Source organism: Hymenobacter sp. 5516J-16, assembly GCF_022919335.1.
Classification (GTDB): Bacteria; Bacteroidota; Bacteroidia; order Cytophagales; family Hymenobacteraceae; genus Hymenobacter; species Hymenobacter sublimis.
In genome coordinates, this window is the sequence record NZ_CP095058.1 from 449,213 (window position 1) to 465,629 (window position 16,417).

At 60.4% G+C, this 16,417-nt stretch carries 9 protein-coding genes, 2 tRNA genes and 2 pseudogenes; 5 read left to right on the plus strand and 8 right to left on the minus strand.

The genetic code is table 11. From position 1 onward, the window contains the following. Window positions 1–17 precede the first annotated feature (17 nt). A complete protein-coding gene (locus MUN84_RS02225) occupies window positions 18–1,046 on the minus strand; it encodes a LysM peptidoglycan-binding domain-containing protein (protein WP_244696464.1) in 1,029 nt (342 codons plus the stop codon). A 306-nt stretch (window positions 1,047–1,352) separates the two neighbouring features. Here MUN84_RS02225 and kdsB point away from each other — a divergent pair, with 306 nt between their 5' ends. Beyond that, complete coding sequence (kdsB, locus tag MUN84_RS02230) at window positions 1,353–2,099, plus strand: 3-deoxy-manno-octulosonate cytidylyltransferase (protein ID WP_244696465.1); 747 nt, start codon at window positions 1,353–1,355, stop codon at window positions 2,097–2,099. A gap of 12 nt (window positions 2,100–2,111) precedes the next feature. On the opposite strand, the gene MUN84_RS02235 is transcribed toward kdsB, so the two are convergent. From MUN84_RS02235 to gap, 4 genes are all read right to left on the minus strand, one after another. Next, window positions 2,112–2,447: a DUF1622 domain-containing protein gene (locus MUN84_RS02235; protein WP_244696466.1), complete on the minus strand. Its 336-nt coding sequence runs from the start codon at window positions 2,445–2,447 to the stop codon at window positions 2,112–2,114. Between the two features lie 149 nt (window positions 2,448–2,596). Further along, window positions 2,597–2,941, minus strand: a complete 345-nt coding sequence (locus MUN84_RS02240) for a translation initiation factor (RefSeq protein ID WP_244696467.1) — start codon at window positions 2,939–2,941, stop codon at window positions 2,597–2,599. Between the two features lie 117 nt (window positions 2,942–3,058). After that, on the minus strand, window positions 3,059–3,925 hold the full coding sequence (locus MUN84_RS02245) for a diacylglycerol/lipid kinase family protein (RefSeq protein ID WP_244696468.1): 867 nt from the start codon (window positions 3,923–3,925) through the stop codon (window positions 3,059–3,061). A 270-nt stretch (window positions 3,926–4,195) separates the two neighbouring features. Continuing rightward, complete coding sequence (gene gap, locus MUN84_RS02250; RefSeq protein ID WP_244696469.1) at window positions 4,196–5,203, minus strand: type I glyceraldehyde-3-phosphate dehydrogenase; 1,008 nt, start codon at window positions 5,201–5,203, stop codon at window positions 4,196–4,198. A 292-nt stretch (window positions 5,204–5,495) separates the two neighbouring features. Between gap and MUN84_RS02255 the strand changes: the two genes are divergently transcribed. Next, window positions 5,496–5,567: transfer RNA gene (locus MUN84_RS02255), tRNA-Glu, on the plus strand. Window positions 5,568–5,950: 383 nt separating this feature from the next. Continuing rightward, window positions 5,951–8,125, plus strand: coding sequence for a bifunctional alpha,alpha-trehalose-phosphate synthase (UDP-forming)/trehalose-phosphatase (locus tag MUN84_RS02260; RefSeq protein WP_244696470.1), 2,175 nt, complete (start codon window positions 5,951–5,953; stop codon window positions 8,123–8,125). Window positions 8,126–8,239: 114 nt separating this feature from the next. On the opposite strand, the pseudogene MUN84_RS02265 reads toward MUN84_RS02260, so the two are convergent. Then, window positions 8,240–10,029, minus strand: a pseudogene (locus tag MUN84_RS02265) (glycoside hydrolase family 15 protein). Between the two features lie 162 nt (window positions 10,030–10,191). On the opposite strand from MUN84_RS02265, the gene MUN84_RS02270 reads away from it, so the two are divergent. Then, window positions 10,192–10,917 carry a TVP38/TMEM64 family protein gene (locus MUN84_RS02270; RefSeq protein ID WP_244696472.1) on the plus strand — a complete coding sequence of 242 codons (726 nt, stop codon included), beginning with the start codon at window positions 10,192–10,194 and terminating at the stop codon, window positions 10,915–10,917. Window positions 10,918–11,029: 112 nt separating this feature from the next. Further along, window positions 11,030–11,101, plus strand: a tRNA-Glu gene (locus MUN84_RS02275). A 254-nt stretch (window positions 11,102–11,355) separates the two neighbouring features. On the opposite strand, the pseudogene MUN84_RS02280 reads toward MUN84_RS02275, so the two are convergent. Beyond that, window positions 11,356–13,630: pseudogene (locus MUN84_RS02280) on the minus strand (heavy metal translocating P-type ATPase). A 218-nt stretch (window positions 13,631–13,848) separates the two neighbouring features. After that, window positions 13,849–16,338, minus strand: coding sequence for a beta-galactosidase GalB (gene galB, locus MUN84_RS02285; protein WP_244696473.1), 2,490 nt, complete (start codon window positions 16,336–16,338; stop codon window positions 13,849–13,851). Between the last annotated feature and the right edge of the window lie 79 nt (window positions 16,339–16,417).

A 16,417-nucleotide genomic window follows, 5' to 3' on the forward strand; every position in this document is an offset into this window, starting at 1 on the left:
AATTCACCATCTCACTGCTACGGTACGTAGCTGGTTTCTACCCGGAAGCGCTGGTCAGGGGTAGCCAAGCGCTGCACCGCTTTCTTAGACAGGCGCACCAGAATGTTGGTATTCTCGCCCGTGTCGGGCAGGGGGCCAATTACGCGCACGTACACCGACTGCCCGTTCATGATGTTGCGCACCTGCATGATGGTGCCTACCGGGGCCGTTTTGTGCAGGGCCAGGTACTTGTCCGAAGCATCCGTCTGGATGGCAGTGGCCAGGCCGCTTTCCGATACGCGCCGCACAATCTCGCTGGCGCGGGAGGGGCCCCGGTCGGTGTCGGGAGCTTCCGTGGCCGGGCTGGCCGGCGTCACGGCAGGAGCCGTGGCGGAGTCGCGGGCCCGTTCCCGAGCCGCCCGTTCGCGCGCTTCCCGCTCCCGGGTTTCCCGGGCCTCGCGCTCCGCAGTGTCGTCGCGCTCCGGCCGGGCCGTGGGCGCCGGGCGGGTTGGAGCGGCTGCCACTGGGGCTGCGGCCGGGCGGGCAGCGCTTGGTGCGCTACCCGTACCAGCGGCCACAATCACAGTTTCTCCCACGCGCACGTTGTAGTTGGCGGGAAAGCCATTCAGCCGGGAAAGTTCGGCGGGGGTAGTCTGGAAGCGGCGGGCAATGGCAAACAGCGTGACGCCCGGCTCAACTCGGTAAATGCGGTTGCCACGGCTGTCGGTAGGCAGCGTGCGGGCCGGGGCCGAGGTGGTAGCGGCCGTAGCGCGGGGTGTAGCGGGTTGGTTTAGCACTACCCGGTTGCGGGGCACCAGCACAATTTGTCCCGTAACCAGGGCGCCTTTCTGACCCGAGTTAGCCTCCACAATCTGCTCCACGGGTACTTTATAGCGCCGAGCCAGCCCGTAAAGGGTTTCGCCGGGCCCTACCCGGTGCTTAATTAGCATCATGTTGTTGCGGTACTCAACCCCAATGGAATCGGGCGGCGCTACCGGCCGGGGGGCGGCCGCAGCCGTAAAACCAGTCAGGGCAAGCGCAGTGGTCAGCAACGAAAATCGGAACATACAACGGGGTGGCAAAAAGCAAGTAGCAGGCCCCTCAAGGCGAAGAATGACCCTCTTGCATAAAGTTTGCCGAAAGTTACGGATTCAAGCCGAAGCATCCGCTACAATATGACAGCAGGGGTTTTTTATTGGTTGATTTCGGGACGCCAATATCCTGAGCCCCGCGTCTTCTCGGCACCAGAAGTTGCCCCTATTTCCGGGTCAGTTCGATAAAAAGTGTACGCTAATGTTCTTGCTTTAAGGCGGGGTAGGAAACCGTGGCGGTTTTTGCCGTTTTTTGTGGCTCGCTTATCATCCTGCTCCTATATGCACGCCATTGGTATTATTCCCGCCCGCTACGCCTCCACCCGCCTACCCGGCAAGCCTCTTGTAGACCTGGGCGGCCAATCCATGATTCAGCGGGTGGTGGCGCAGGCCCGGCAGGCTGGCCTGCGCCGGGTAGTGGTAGCCACCGACGACGAGCGGATTCTAAAGCATGTGCGCGAGTTTGGGGGCGAGGCCGTCCCGACGTCCGCCGAGCACCCCAGCGGCACCGACCGGATCTGGGATGCTTACCAACAGCTAGGCACTACCGCCGACTGCATCATTAACATCCAGGGCGACGAGCCCTTTATTCACCCCGCGCAAATTGATGCGTTGGTGAAGCTGTTTGCCCGACCCGAGCCGCCCCAACTGGCTACCCTAGTCAAGCCGGTGGTGAGTGAGGAGGAGCTTTTCAGTCCTCACCTGCCCAAAGTAGTGCTTGACGCGGCCGGGCACGCCCTCTATTTCAGCCGCCACCCCCTGCCCTACCAACGCCAGCACGCCCCGGCCGATTGGCTCCGGCACCACCGCTACCTGCGCCACATTGGCCTGTACGCCTACCGCCCCGATGTGCTAGCCGAAATCACCCGCTTACCTCCCTCTGCCCTGGAGCTGGCCGAAAGCCTGGAACAGTTACGCTGGCTGGAAAACGGCTACCGCATCCTGACGGCCGAAACGACTCTGGAAACCATCGGCATTGACACGCCGGAGGATGTGAAGCGCGCCCGGGCCTACTTGGCTCGCCAGTAAGGCAACCACCCACTATTCAGTGGCCCTTTTGGTGATGTGATGTTCGGCGGCACTCCGATGCTCGTCCTTCATTTCCTTGGAAAGGAAGAAGTTGAGCGTAGTCCGAATGACAGCAATGGCCCCCAGCTTGCCGATCTGCTCCCAGCTGGGGGCAATAGCGGTGGAAAGAATATCAGCGCCCAATTGAAACTCCAAGGCCAGGGCTAGGTAGCGGGCTAAGGTCAGGCGAATGGCCGTAAAATCGGCTGTTTGACGCGTCAGCAGGGCCTTCAAAAACAGGCCACCAGCTACGATAATACCCAGCGCAATAATAAAGGCCCCACGGTTTCTACCCCCAGCTTCAGCCACTGTACGGCTTCAATAACCCAGTTTTCAGCCAGGGAATGCACAGTAGCAACTTCGGGAGCGGGCATAGTGAAGGGAATACGGTGAAGGGCAAGCGGCCGAGCGCTGGGAGTTATTTACGGGGGTAGAAGACAGGCAGAAAGCGGCTTCCGTTAGCCGCCGGCCTTTTTGGCCTTATAGCCTTTTTCAAGGAGCACGGCCAGTACTTTGTCGCGGAAGTCGCCCTGAATGATGATTTCACCGTCTTTGGCGTTGCCGCCGACAGCACATTTGGTTTTTAGCAGCTTACCCAGGGTTTGCAGGTCGGCATCCTGGCCCACGAAGCCAGTGACGAGGGTAACCTGCTTGCCGCCCCGGGCTTTTTTGTCGAGCTGCACCCGCAGGTTCTGCTGCTGGGGCGGCAGCGTGGCGGCCTGCTCGTCGCCGGTTTGCTGGTACTCAAAATCGGGGTTAGTCGAGTACACGACTCCCTCCCGGCGGTTTTTATCGGCTTTCATGAATGCAAGTTGTGAAATTGTGAAACGCAAAATTGTGAAATGCGTGCTTTGCCTACCGAATAAGTCCCGCTAGATTATTATTCGCCTTCATTTCGTCTTTTCATAACTTCACTCTGGTTACACGGCTACTTCCAGGGCCAAATGTTCCAGGGCTACCTCAAATTCCGCAGCGTCGGCCACGTAGTCGCCATCCACGTGAAAGCCTAGGGTGTGCTCGGTCCGGACGCGGATGTGGTGACTGGTGTGATAAACGGCGGCCCCGGAGGTTGCTAGCGTACCCAGGGCCAGCCCCACCCCCACCCGCACGGCGCGGGTAAGCGGCAGGGCATCAATTAGGCACACGTCGAGCAGGCCATCCTGAATATCGGCCCGGGGCGCGATGTAGGCGTTGTTGCCGTACTGGGCGGCGTTGGCAAAGGCCAGCACGTAGCAGTTGGTTGCCAGCACCTGGTTGTTTAGCTCAAGTTGCACCGGTACGGGCTGGTAGCGGCGGTATTCGCGCAACGACACCTTGATATAGGTACTCAGCCCGCGGGTGCCGGCCCGCGCAAACATCTTGCTCACGTGGGCATCAAAGCCCAGACCCGCGGTGCAGAAAAACGGGCGGCCGTTAATACGCCCCACATCAATGCGCTGGAAGGTGGGCCGGCACACCCGCTGCACGGCTCCCGGCAAATCTAGCGGGAGGCGCAGGTGGCGGGCCAAGCCGTTGCCGGAGCCCCGGGGGATGATGCCCAAGGCCGCTGCGGTGCCGAGCAGGCCGCGCGCTACCTCATTCACGGTGCCGTCGCCGCCGACTGCTACCACGATCCGGTACCCGTGGTCCGCCGCCCGGCGGGCCAGTTCCTCGGCGTGACCTGCGTACTGGGTGGCCTGCACCTCGAAGTCGGCGCCGGCAGCCGTGGCGTAGCGCGTGAGCAGCGCCGGCACGTCTTGGGTGCGGTTGGTGCCAGAAGTCGGGTTCAGAATAAAGCAGATGCGCACAGGTGGTGAGATGGTAAAATCGTGAAATGGTAAGTTAAAGATAGAGCCAGCCGGCAGAGCGGCATCACTAGATAATACGATGAAGTGACGCCACCGCAGCCGCCCGCGTGCTGTCGAGGAAATAGAAACCTACCGACTTCAGCCAGACGCATTGTTTCCGGCCGTGTGGGCACTGGTTCTTTCAGGCACCATCTACCCCAACGCGTAAAGAAAAGCCGCCTGCCCGGTTTCCCGAACAGGCGGCTTCTTACGTCAGCAAAACCCGGAGGCTTAGCCGTTCATTTTCTCGCCCAGCTTCTGGATCAGGTCGGCGGTGCGGGTTGAGTAGCCGGTTTCGTTGTCGTACCAGCCTACTACTTTCACCAGCGAGCCATTGGCCGAGGTCAGCTCCGAGTCGAAGATGCACGAGTGGGGGTTGCCCACGATGTCGATGCTCACCAGCGGATCGGTGCTGTATTCGAGGATGCCTTTCAACGGACCTTCAGCGGCTGCCTTCACGGCGTCGTTGATTTCCTGCTTGGTTACCTCGCGCTTCAGGATTACGGTCAGGTCCGTCGTCGAACCATCTGGAATAGGCACGCGCATGGCAATACCGTCTAGCTTGCCTTTCAGCTGGGGCAGCACCAGGCCTACGGCCTTAGCAGCACCGGTGCTGGTAGGAATGATGCTGTAGGCAGCCGCGCGGGCACGACGCAGGTCCTTGTGGGGCGCATCCTGCAGGTTCTGGTCGGAGGTATAGGCGTGCACCGTGGTGATGTAGCCCTTCTCGATGCCGAAAGCATCATCGAGCACCTTGGCCATGGGGGCCAGGCAGTTGGTAGTGCAGGAAGCGTTGGAGAGGATGGTTTCCTCGCCGGTCAGGATGTCTTCGTTTACGCCCAGCACAACCGTCGGAATGTTGCCGGTAGCGGGAGCCGAAATAACTACCTTTTTGCAGCCAGCCGTCAGGTGCTGACCAGCGCCAGCTTCGTCTACGAAGCGGCCCGTGGATTCCAATACCACGTCAACGCCCATCTGGCCCCAGGGCAGCAGCTTGGGGTCACGCTCGGCGAGGGCAGCAATACGCTGGCCATTTACGGTCAGGCTCTGCTCATCGTAAGCTACGGTACCATCGAAACGACCGTGTACGGAGTCGTACTTCAGCAGGTGCGCCAGGGTCTTGTTATCGGTGAGGTCGTTGATAGCCACGACTTCCACGTTCTCGCGCTGGAGCAGCGCCTTGAACGTGAGGCGGCCAATGCGGCCGAAGCCGTTAATGGCAACTTTGATTTTAGCCATAGTATGGGGAAATGGGAAGGTTGTCGGTCCCGAGGGGCCGGGTGAAAACGCGGAGCGAAGGTAACGGGCTAGGGGTATTCCGCCAAATCAAACCGCAATACGGTGGTAGGGGCCGCCAGGATGCCTCTGTACAGCGCAAACCGGGGGCTGCTAAACCGTTTACTTGAAAAATTTCGGCTTGAAAATCAGTCTATTCCTAGTACTGCCCGACTTTTTTTCAAATGCAGCTATTGCGCTGAAAGCTGCGTTACCTATCTTTGCATCACCAAAACGGAACAAGGCCGCGTTACCTGGTCCGTTCGTCTAGGGGTTAGGACAGTAGATTTTCATTCTACCAACAGGGGTTCGATTCCCCTACGGACTACTCGCCTACCGTTTTGGCTCTCTTCCTAAAAGCCCGCTTGCCTTCCCGGTAAGCGGGCTTTTCTTTTGCTTATACCCCAGAGCCCACTGCTACCTTCGCCCGCAGCAACCGGCACCGCTCTTACCCACTCCGGCGGGCCTGCCTAGGCTCAGGGAGGGAAAACTACTGCCCCAGCACATGCTTTTCCTACGCCCGCGGTGGCGGGCTACTGCACGCTGATGCTAACTACCTGATTCTGCTGTTTTAAGCCTTTCTAAGGCTTTTTTTCTACCGTTCAGGCAAGCTCGGCACTAAGCGCGCCGTAAGGATAAGGAGGTGAAAAAATAATGGCTACCCCCGGTTTTCTCCCGTAAGCAGGGGTATTCATCATTTTGTCACGGCGTATGTCCCGCACAATTATCGTCTCCAACCGACTGCCTACAAAAGTCCAGCGCACTGCCGAGAGCCTCACGTTTCAGCCCAGCGAAGGCGGGCTGGCCACGGGTTTGGGCTCCATTTACCGGCAGGAAGGTAACGTGTGGGTGGGCTGGCCTGGGCTCTTTGTAGAGGATGAGGCGGAAGAGCAGCACATTGAGCAGGAGCTTAGTGCCGACAGCATGGCCCCGGTGTTTCTCACGGAGGCGGAAATTCGCGACTTCTACGAAGGATTCAGCAACTCCACGCTCTGGCCTACCTTTCACTACTTCCCCCAGTACGCCACCTACGAGCAGGCCCACTGGGATGCCTACGTGGCCGTAAACGAGAAATTCTGCCGGGCCGTGCTGGAGCTGGCCGGCCCGGAGGACACCATTTGGGTGCACGACTACCAATTGCTGCTGTTGCCGGAAATGCTGCGCAATGCCCGCCCGGAGTGCACAATTGGCTTTTTCCTGCACATTCCTTTTCCTTCTTATGAGCTGATCCGGGCCCTGCCCTGGCGTTCGGAGCTGCTGCGCGGCATGCTGGGCGCCGACCTGATTGGCTTCCATACCTTTGGGTATATGCGCCATTTCCTGAGTGCTACCTCGCAGTTGCTGGGACACTCCTCACAGAATGGGCAAATTGAAACCCCGAACCGGACTGTTCTCGTGGATGCCTTTCCCATGGGCATTGACTACGGGCGCTTTGTGGCCGCCGCCGCCTCGGAGCAGGCCCAGCAGCACGAGACCGAGTACCGCGAGGCCCTGCGTGATACCCGCATCATTCTTTCCATTGATAGGCTGGATTACTCCAAAGGCATTGCCGAGCGACTTCGCGCCTTTGAGGTCCTGATTCAGCGCTACCCCGAGTGGCGCGAGCAAGTCAGCCTGATTATGGTGGTGGTGCCCTCTCGCGACCAGGTGGCGCAGTACGCGGCCCTGAAGGAGGAAATCGACGAAATAGTGGGCCGCATCAATGCCCAGTACCGCACCATCAGCTGGACGCCCATTCATTACTTCTACCGCTCCTTCCCGCTAGAAGAGTTGGCCTCCCTCTATCGCCTGGCCGAGGTAGCGCTGGTAACGCCCATGCGCGACGGTATGAACCTGGTAGCCAAGGAGTTTGTAGCCAGCAAGGCCGATGGTAAAGGGGTACTAATCTTGAGTGAGCGGGCCGGTGCCGCCCGGGAGCTGTCCGATGCCCTCATCATCAACCCCACCGATACGGCCCAGCTGGCCGAGGCCATGCACGATGCCCTGGTGATGCCCGAGGAAGAACAGGTGCACCGTATGACGGCCATGCAGGCCCTGGTGCGGCAGTACGACGTGTTTGCCTGGACCAAGCTGTTTATGGACCGGCTAGCGTACAGCAAAATCAAGCAGCTGACCCTGGCCACAGAAATGCTGACTTCCGATGCTACCGCGCAGCTGCTCAATGACTTTACTACCGCCGAACAGCGCCTGCTCCTGCTCGACTACGACGGTACCCTGGCCCCGTTCCACAACCTACCCCAGCGCGCCAAGCCCGACCAGGAGCTGCTGCTGCTGCTGCAAGCGCTAACGGCCGATCCGCGCAACCACGTGGTCATCATCAGTGGCCGCGACCGGACGACGCTGCAGAGCTGGCTGGGGCAGTTGCCGCTTGATTTCATTGCCGAACATGGCGTGTGGCTGCGGCCGGCTAGCGAGGACTGGCAGCTGTTTCAGCCCCTGAATAACAGCTGGAAGCAGGACATCCGCCCCATTATGGAAATGTACGTGACCCGAACGGCTGGTTCTTTCATTGAAGACAAGGACTACTCCCTGGTGTGGCACTACCGCCGCGCCGATGCGGAGCTGGGCGAGGTGCGCGCCCGGGAGTTGCTGAACCATCTATCCTTTATGACCTCAAACACAGAGCTGCAAGTGATGGAAGGCAACAAGGTCATTGAAGTGAAAACCTCGGGCATTAACAAAGGCACGGCGGCCGCCCGCTGGCTGGCAGCCTACAACCCGCAGTTTATCCTCGCCATCGGCGACGACCGCACGGACGAGGACACGTTCCGGGCCCTACCCGAAGATGCCTACACCATCAAAGTTGGCACCGGAACCCGCTCCCTGGCCCGCTTTCACCTCAGCTCCACCACCGACGTCCGCAATCTGCTGCGCACGCTGCTGTAAGTTGGAGTCTTGGGGTCTTAAAGTGTATGTTCTGGTTGATGCCAGGTTACAAAAAAGCCTCGCCAGTACATGGCGAGGCTTTTTGATGTATATATCCAAGACCCCACGACCCAATCAAATGAAGTTGGGTTTGGCTAGCTTCTGGGCAATGCGGTAGGCGGCGTTTACCAGCCCAACGTGGCTGTAGGCCTGGGGAAAATTGCCCCATTGCGAGCCGGTTTTGGCGTCCACGTCCTCGGAAAGCAGGCCCAGGTGGTTGGTATAGGTAGTTAGCTTTTCGAACTCGGTCATGGCTTCCTCTACCCGACCCACGGCGGCCAGGGCTTCTACGTACCAGAAGGAGCAGATGAGGAAAGTGGTTTCGGGAGTTCCGAAGTCGTCGGCGTGGCGGTAGCGGTAGAACAGACCTTCGGGCGTCATCAGCTCCTTTTCTAGGGCGGCTAGGTGGGTGCGGGCCCGCTCCGAGGCGGGGTCCAGGTAACCCATCAGAATGAGCTGCATGGCGCTAGCATCGAGGTGAGGCGAGCCGATGGCGTTGGTGTAGGCCCCCAACTCAGGGCTGTAGCACTGCTCAATGTGGTCGGCGGCGGCCTGCATCAGTCGCTCAGCCCGAGCTTCCATTTCCTTGTTGCCCAGGGAGCGGGCCACCTTGCGCGCGGCGTGGCTGCCAGCCCAGTGGAACAAATAGGTGTAGCAATGATACTGCGCCAGGTTACGGAACTCCCAGAGGCCAGCATCAGGCTGGTCCATGGTGGCTTCAATCAGATTCAGGGCCTCGAACACCAGCTGCGAGGGGTTGGGCCGTTCGGGGTCGATGAAGCGGCAGTCCACGTAGAGCGGCAGCAGAGCCACCAGCACCTGCCCGTACACGTCGTTCTGAATGTGGGTGTAGGCATCGTTACCGATGCGCACGGGCTGGTTGCCGAGGTAGCCGGCTAGGGGCAACTCCTGCTCCACCAACTCCGATTTGCCGCTGATGCCATACAAGGGCTGGTAGCGGCCTTTTATCTTGGTTGAGATGTTGGCAATGTAGTGGAAGTAGCGCTCCATCTCCTCAAAATGGCCAATGTTATTGAAGGCCGTGAGGATATAGTAGGTGTCGCGCATCCAGCAGTAGCGGTAGTCCCAGTTGCGGGTGCTGCCAGGGGCCTCGGGCAGGGAGGTGGTGCTAGCCGCAATGATGGCCCCGGTGTCCTCGTACTGGTGAATCTTGAGGGCCAGGGCCGAGCGGATTACCTGATCCTGGCGGAAGTTGCTGATGCTGGTGCTCTTAACCCAGGTGCGCCAGTAGTCGATGGTAGCGCGCAGAAACCGCTCGGCCGTGCTTTCCAACGGAGCCTCCAGCGGGGCTCCGTAGGTGAGCACTAGGTATTTGGTTTCGTTGAGCACGAAGTCCTCCTCATCCAGCACGTAGGTTAGCGGGATGTTGGTAGTGAGCCGGATTTCTTCTTCCAGCCCTAGGAAGGCAATATGGTTGGAGCTGCGGCGGCGCTTTAGCTCTACCTCCCCGTACTGGCCCACCGGTCGGCAGGCTACCCGCACCCGGGGTGTCCCTTCCAGCGGCTCCACCTTTCTGATAAACATCAGGGGCTTGTAGTAGCGTTCATACTGCAGGAAGCGGGGGCAAAATCCGTGACGCGGTAGCTGCTGCCGTCGTCAGTGGTGATTTCCGTGCAGAGTACGTTGGTATTGGTGCGGTAGTACTGGCGAGCCGTAACGGTAGTGCCCGGCTCCGCGGGCCGAATGCTGTACTCGCCGCCCTTGTTGTCATCAAGCAGGGAGCCAAACACGAAACTGCTGTCGAAGCGGGGCCAGCAGAGCCAGCGCACGGCGGTATCGGTACCAATCAGGCCCAGAAAGGCGCAGTTGCCAACCAGACCGAGGTCATAGGTATGTTTTGTCATCGGGAGAGAGTTTGCCGGTCCGCAGCCAACGAGCGGCCGGATGGCGGTTTCTAGGGGTAGTACCGCTCTGGTGCCGCTGGGGTTGCCGCAGCTTTTTGGGCGCGGCCTGCGTACGTACCCGTTCTGCCCCGGGAAAACTCCCGCACTCTACCTTGCCTGCCCGTGCCACCTACCACTGCTTCCACTGCCGCCGCGCCGGCCAAACGCGCTAACCACACTCCCCTGTACGTTACGCTGGCCGTGCTGCTGGGCTTACTGGGCTGCTGGTTTTTTTGGCCCGATTTCCAGACCACCGCCCGCGAAGGCTGGACGGTACTGCGCAGCGGCGAGCAGCCCCGCATTGCCGCCTGGATGCAGCAATTCGGCTATTGGGGCCCGGTGGTAATTGTGGCCGCTATGGTGGCGCAAATGTTTCTTTTCGTTGTCAACGTGGTGCTGCTCATACTGGTAGCTATTCTGGCCTACGGACCGTGGTGGGGCTCAGCCCTGGCCTTAGCTGGCATTCTGGTGGCCTCCTCTGTGGGCTACGGCCTGGGCCGGGCCATGGGCGAGTCGTTCGTGACGCGGGTACTGGGCCAGAAAAACGAGCAGAAAGTGTTGGAAGTAGTGGACCGCTACGGCGTGTGGGCTGTTATCATCGCCCGCCTCTCCCCTGCCCTCTCCGATGATGCCATCAGCTTCGTAGCGGGCCTGGCGCGCATGGGTTACCTGAAGTTTATGGCTGCCACTACCGCTGGGGTAGTACCTCTGATTGCGTTGCTGGCGTATTTAGGCGAGAACAGCGACCGGCTGAAATCGGGCCTGCTGTGGGTAACGGGCGTAAGTGTGGTGCTGTTTGGAGCTTATATTTGGTGGGACCGGAACCGGATGCACAAAAAAACCTCCTGATTCTCTCCGATTTACGGCCCAATCAGAAAAATTTTCAGCGCAGACTATTGCAGTGTTTAAAGCGCCTCTTATCTTTGCACCACCAAAACGGAAAACACTCCGCTGGTAATCTGGTCCGTTCGTCTAGGGGTTAGGACAGTAGATTTTCATTCTACCAACAGGGGTTCGATTCCCCTACGGACTACAGCTCATCTAAAACCTCCCAGTAAGCCTTAGCTTGCTGGGAGGTTTTGCTTTTACGTTGGTGCTAGTATCAAATGCCGCTGCTGTTCGCACTTCTCACCCGCGCAATTAATCCCCTGCTCGTCACCAGAATTAGCCGGAGCTTACCTCAGTTACTCGCGCACGGGTACCGGCCGCGGGGCGGCAAGAAGCAGAGAGCATAGAATGGGTGCGAAGGCCGGCCTGGGTACGAACGGCGACCTGACTGCCTTTTCCTCACAGCTCATTCTTCATCGAAAACCGGCGGAGGCGCAAGGAATTCATCAGCACCGACACGGAGCTTAGGGCCATGGCGGCGGCGGCCAGCATGGGGGAAAGCAACACGCCGAACACAGGGTACAGCAGCCCGGCGGCCACGGGAATACCCAGCGTATTGTAAACGAAAGCGAAAAACAAGTTCTGCCGGATGGTGCGGATGGTCTGGCGGGATAGTTCAAGGGCGGTTACTACCCCAGCAAATCCGAGCGCATGAGCGTGATGCCGGCGGCTTCCATAGCGACATCCGTGCCCCCACCCATGGCCACCCCAATATCGGCCTGGGCCAAGGCTGGCGCGTCATTAATTCCGTCGCCGACCATAGCCACGGTGCGGCCCTCCTGCTGCAACTCCTTTACCTTGGCGGCTTTGTCCTGGGGTAGCACCTCGGCAAAGTACCGCCCAATACCCACCTGCCTGGCCACCTGTGCCGCCGTTTGGGGGTTGTCGCCGGTCATCATAACCACCTCCAGGCCCAGGCGCTGCAGGCGCTTTATGGCGGCGGCCGACGTATCGCGCACGGTGTCAGCTACCCCACCAACCCGGCCGCCTGCCCCGCTACGGCCACGTAGAGCACCGTTTTGGCCTGGGCAAGTAGGGCAGCGGCGTGTTCGTGCAAGGCGGGCGGCAGGCTGATGCCGGCGGCTTCCAACAGGGGCAAGTTGCCAATGAGCACCGCCTGCCCCCTAACCGTGGCCGTGGCGCCCCTACCCTCCAGCGCCCGGAAAGCAGTGGCCGGCAGCACGGCCGCTTGCTGGGCTTGCGCATAGCGAACCACTGCCTCGGCCAGCGGGTGCTCTGACTGGCGCTCCACGGCCGCAACCACTGCCAGCAGCTCCGCAGCATTCGGCCCCGGAACCGGCACAAAATCGGTGACGGTGGGCTGGCCCCGGGTGATGGTACCGGTTTTATCCAGAAGCACGGTGTCTACTTGATAAGCTTTTTCCAGCGCCTCAGCGTTGCGAATCAGGATGCCGTGCTCCGCGCCTTTGCCAGTGCCTACCATGATGGCCGTGGGCGTAGCCAGGCCCAGGGCGCAGGGACAGGCAATGATAAGCACGGCCACAAAGTTGACCAGGGCCAGCGGCAGGCGGCTTTCCGTTGGCGCCAGGGCAAACCAGACCCCGAACGTTAGGAGGGCAATGCCAATAACCGCGGGCACGAAGATGGCGCTGACTTTGTCGGCTAGCCGCTGGATGGGGGCGCGGCTGCCTTGCGCATCTTCTACCAGCTTAACGATCTGGGCGAGCATGGTTTCGGCGCCTACTTTCGTTACCCGGAAGCGAAAGGAGCCGGTTTTGTTTAGGGTGGCCCCGAACACCAAGTCGCCTACCCTTTTCTCTACTGGCAAACTTTCCCCCGTGAGCATGGCCTCATCCACGGCGGAGTGGCCTTCTTCCAGAATTCCATCGGTGGCAATTTTCTCGCCGGGGCGCACCATCACCACGTCGCCGGGCAGCACCTGCTCCAAGGGCACGTCAACTTCCTGGCCGCCGGGGCGCACCACCCGGGCCGTTTTCGCCTGCAGCCCCATTAGGGCTTTAAGGGCGGCCGAAGTCTGCGTTTTGGCGCGCAGCTCCAGCACCTTACCCAGCAGAATCAGGGCAATGATGGTAGCCGTGGTGTCGTAATACACTTCGGGCACGATGCCCTGGCCCGTAAACCAGCCCGGGGCCACGGTAGCAGCCAGACTGTACAGAAAAGCAGCGCCCGTACCTACCGCAATCAGGGTATCCATGGTGGCGGTCCGGTGCCGGAAGCTGCTCCAGGCCGAGGTATAGAACTCGCGCCCACTATAAAGCAGCACGGGTAGGGTGAGCACCAGCAGGCCATAGTTAAGCCACTGCATGTCAACGCGCTGCATCATGGCAGGCCAGAGCATGAGCATGCTCAGGGGCATGATAAGCGCGGCCAACCCGGCGGCCACCCAAAAGCGGCGCTTGAGCTTGTCATAGGCCAGGGCTTTTTGCTGGTCGATTGCGGCCTGCTGGTCGGCGACGCTGGTAGCGGGGGCCTGCTCGGTTACGCCGTAACCTGCCTGTAAAACGGCCGCTTTCAGGCTGGCCGGGCTGGCCTGAGTTGGTACATACTCGATGGTCGCTTTTTCGGTGGCGAAATTCACCACCGCCCGCTGCACGCCCGGCGTACGACTAAGCGACTTCTCCACAAAGGACGCGCACGAGGCGCACGTCATGCCTTCTATAGCAAGGGTTTCGGTTTTGGTAGCTGATTCCATAGTAGTAAGCAACATGGCCCGGCTAGGCAGGCTGCTCGCGAGTAAAACGGCAGCCTGCCCAGCCGATACAAAGAAACAGCCCGACCAAGCCGGAGTTCGTACGGAATTCTTCCGAAATCTTGCATGATTTGCACGCGGCGGTAGCGCCGAAGCAAACGGCTCAGCCTATTGCAACAACTTCGAGGAAACGCTAGGCGCGCAAGTGGGCCCGCCAGCCGCTATTTCGCGGCTGTTTTGGCGGTTTGCAGCTGAATTACGCCGTCTTTCAGGCCTTTGCTAGTGGCTTTCAACTGCACGGCGCCAGCTTGGTTGGTGGTTTGCACTAGAGCCACTAGCTGACCCTGGAAGGCTTTCATGCGGGGTTGGTGGAACAGCTCTAGGTTGGTAGCGTCGCCGTTGGCCACGGCCCGGAAGCGGCCCACGCCATTTACGCTAAACTGTAACTGGTTGGTGGCTTCGGGACAGAGGTTGCCCTGGGCGTCCTCTACCCGCGCCGTCACGTAGGCCAGGTCCTGCCCATCGGCGGTGAGGCTGGTGCGGTCGGCAACGAGCTTGATGTGGTGGGGCTGGCCGGCGGTGCGTACTTCTTCCTGGGCTACGGCCTTGCCCTGGGCGTCGTAGGCCACTACCTTAATGGCGCCGGGCTCATACTTCACCTCGTTCCACATCAGGCGGTAGCGGGCCTGGGGCGTGCCGGTGGTGGTTTTGGTTTGGCGGCCCTGGCTTTTACCGTTCACGAACAGCTCGGCGGAGGGGTAGCTGGTGTAGCAGAACACGGGCGTGGTCTGGCCTTCGCGGCCGGTCCAGGTCCAGTGGGGTAGCAGGTGCAGGGTGGGCGCGGTGGTGTTCCAGCGGGCGCGGTAGAGGTAGAACCGGTCTTTGGGCAGGCCAGCCAGGTCCAAGATGCCAAAGTAGGAGCTGTGCGAAGGCCACCGCTCGTCGTACGGGGTTGGCTCGCCGAGGTAGTCGAAGCCGGTCCACACGAACTCGCCTAGGGTGTAGGGCAATTCGTCTTGGGCTACAAACTCATCATCCGGCACCTGCGACCAACTGCAGGCTTCCAAGTCATAGGACGACGACTGGTTGTCGGGGTACTTTTGCTCCTTGGCTTGCACCACCGGAAACTTATACACGCCGCGGCTGCTGACCGTGGAGGCCGTTTCGGAGCCAAGAATCATGCCCTGGGGCAGCTTGGCGTAGGCTTCGGGGTAGCGGTGGGGCTTGTAGTTGAAGCCGGGCACATCGAGCACCGAGGCAAAGTTATTCTTGAGGTCATCGTCGAACCGGTCCATGCCCATGGTGACGGGCCGGCTGGGGTCCTCGCGGTGCACGATGTCCTGGAGGCGCTTGGCGATTTTGCCGCCACCGGCCGTGCTCTGGTCGGGCACCTCGTTGCCGATGCTCCACATAATTACGCTGGGGTGGTTTCGGTCGCGGTGCACCATGTTCACCAGGTCCTTTTCGGCCCACTCATCGAAGTACTGGCTGTAGCCGTTCTTGACCTTGGGTGCCTTCCACTCATCAAAGGACTCTACCATTAGCATAAAGCCCATTTCGTCGCAGAGTTCCACCAGTTCCGGCGCGGGCATGTTGTGCGAGGTGCGAATGGCGTCGCAGCCCATGTCCTTGAGCAGCGTCAGCTGGCGGCGCAGGGCGGCCGTGTTGATGGCCGCGCCCAGGGGTCCCAGGTCGTGGTGGTTGCAGACGCCCTTGAACTTGCGCGGCTGCCCGTTCAGGGAAAAGCCCTTATCGGCCTCGAACGTAAAGGAGCGAATGCCAAAGCGCGTCTCGTACTCATCCTGGAGCTGGTCGCCGGCGAAGAGCTTGGAGGAAGCTGTGTAGAGCACCGGCGTTTCCGGCGACCATAGCCGCGGTTTGGGCACCACCAGGTTTTGCTCAAACGTGTGCCCATCGGTAGTAGCCAGCGGCGTGGTAAGGGTAGCCACTACCTGCCCAGCCGCGTCCCGGATTTCGGTTTGCAGGCGTAGCGCCGGGGCCGCTCCGGCGGGCATTTCTACCTGGGTGCGCAGCTTCACCTTGGCGTAGTCAGTGTTGATTTCGGGGGTAGTGAGGTAGGTGCCCCAGACGGGAATGTGCACGTCGTTAGTGACGATGAGGTGCACGTTGCGGTAGAGGCCGGCCCCGGGGTACCAGCGCGAGGCCTCAGGCTGGTTGTGCAAGCGCACGGCCAGCGTATTCGGGCCGGAGGCCTGGAGGGCGTCCGTCACATCCACGAAAAACGAGTTGTAGCCGTAGGGCCACACCGCTACCTGCTGCCCGTTCACGAAGACGTGAGCGTCGCTCATGGCTCCATCAAAGAGGAGTACGGCCCGCTTGCCCGGCCCGAAACCCGGCACCGTCAGCTGCCGCCGGTACCAGCCCGTCCCGATGAAGGGCAGCCCGCCGGTGCGGCCGGCTTTGGTGGTAGCCTGCTTCTCATTGTTCTGCTCGATTTTAACCTTTTGCAGGTCGTTGGTGCTGCTGAACGGACCGTAAATGGCCCAGTCGTGGGGCACGCTGACAGTCTGCCACTTGGCGTCCTTGAAGTTAGGCTGCTGGGCGGCGGGCTGGTCGCCTTTGGCAAATTTCCAGTCAGAAGTCAGCAGGTATTCCTGGCGGGCCTGGGCCGCGGCCATGAGGGAAGGCGCTAAGAGCAAGCCGGTTACCACGCCTCGCAGGAGGCCGCTCCGCACTAAAATATCTTTCATATGTAAACGGTAAGCAGGAAGCCCACGGGCTTTTACTGGAAGGAAATTAGTAGAGCTAAAGAAGCGTAGGAAAACCGAC

What these genes read in the sequence shown, in the direction of transcription:
- MUN84_RS02225 (WP_244696464.1), bottom strand. Translation starts at nt 1,046, where the DNA reads ATGTTCCGATTTTCGTTGCTGACCACTGCGCTTGCCCTGACTGGTTTT.
- kdsB (WP_244696465.1), top strand. Translation starts at nt 1,353, where the DNA reads ATGCACGCCATTGGTATTATTCCCGCCCGCTACGCCTCCACCCGCCTA.
- MUN84_RS02240 (WP_244696467.1), bottom strand. Translation starts at nt 2,941, where the DNA reads ATGAAAGCCGATAAAAACCGCCGGGAGGGAGTCGTGTACTCGACTAAC.
- gap (WP_244696469.1), bottom strand. Translation starts at nt 5,203, where the DNA reads ATGGCTAAAATCAAAGTTGCCATTAACGGCTTCGGCCGCATTGGCCGC.
- MUN84_RS02260 (WP_244696470.1), top strand. Translation starts at nt 5,951, where the DNA reads ATGTCCCGCACAATTATCGTCTCCAACCGACTGCCTACAAAAGTCCAG.
- galB (WP_244696473.1), bottom strand. Translation starts at nt 16,338, where the DNA reads ATGAAAGATATTTTAGTGCGGAGCGGCCTCCTGCGAGGCGTGGTAACC.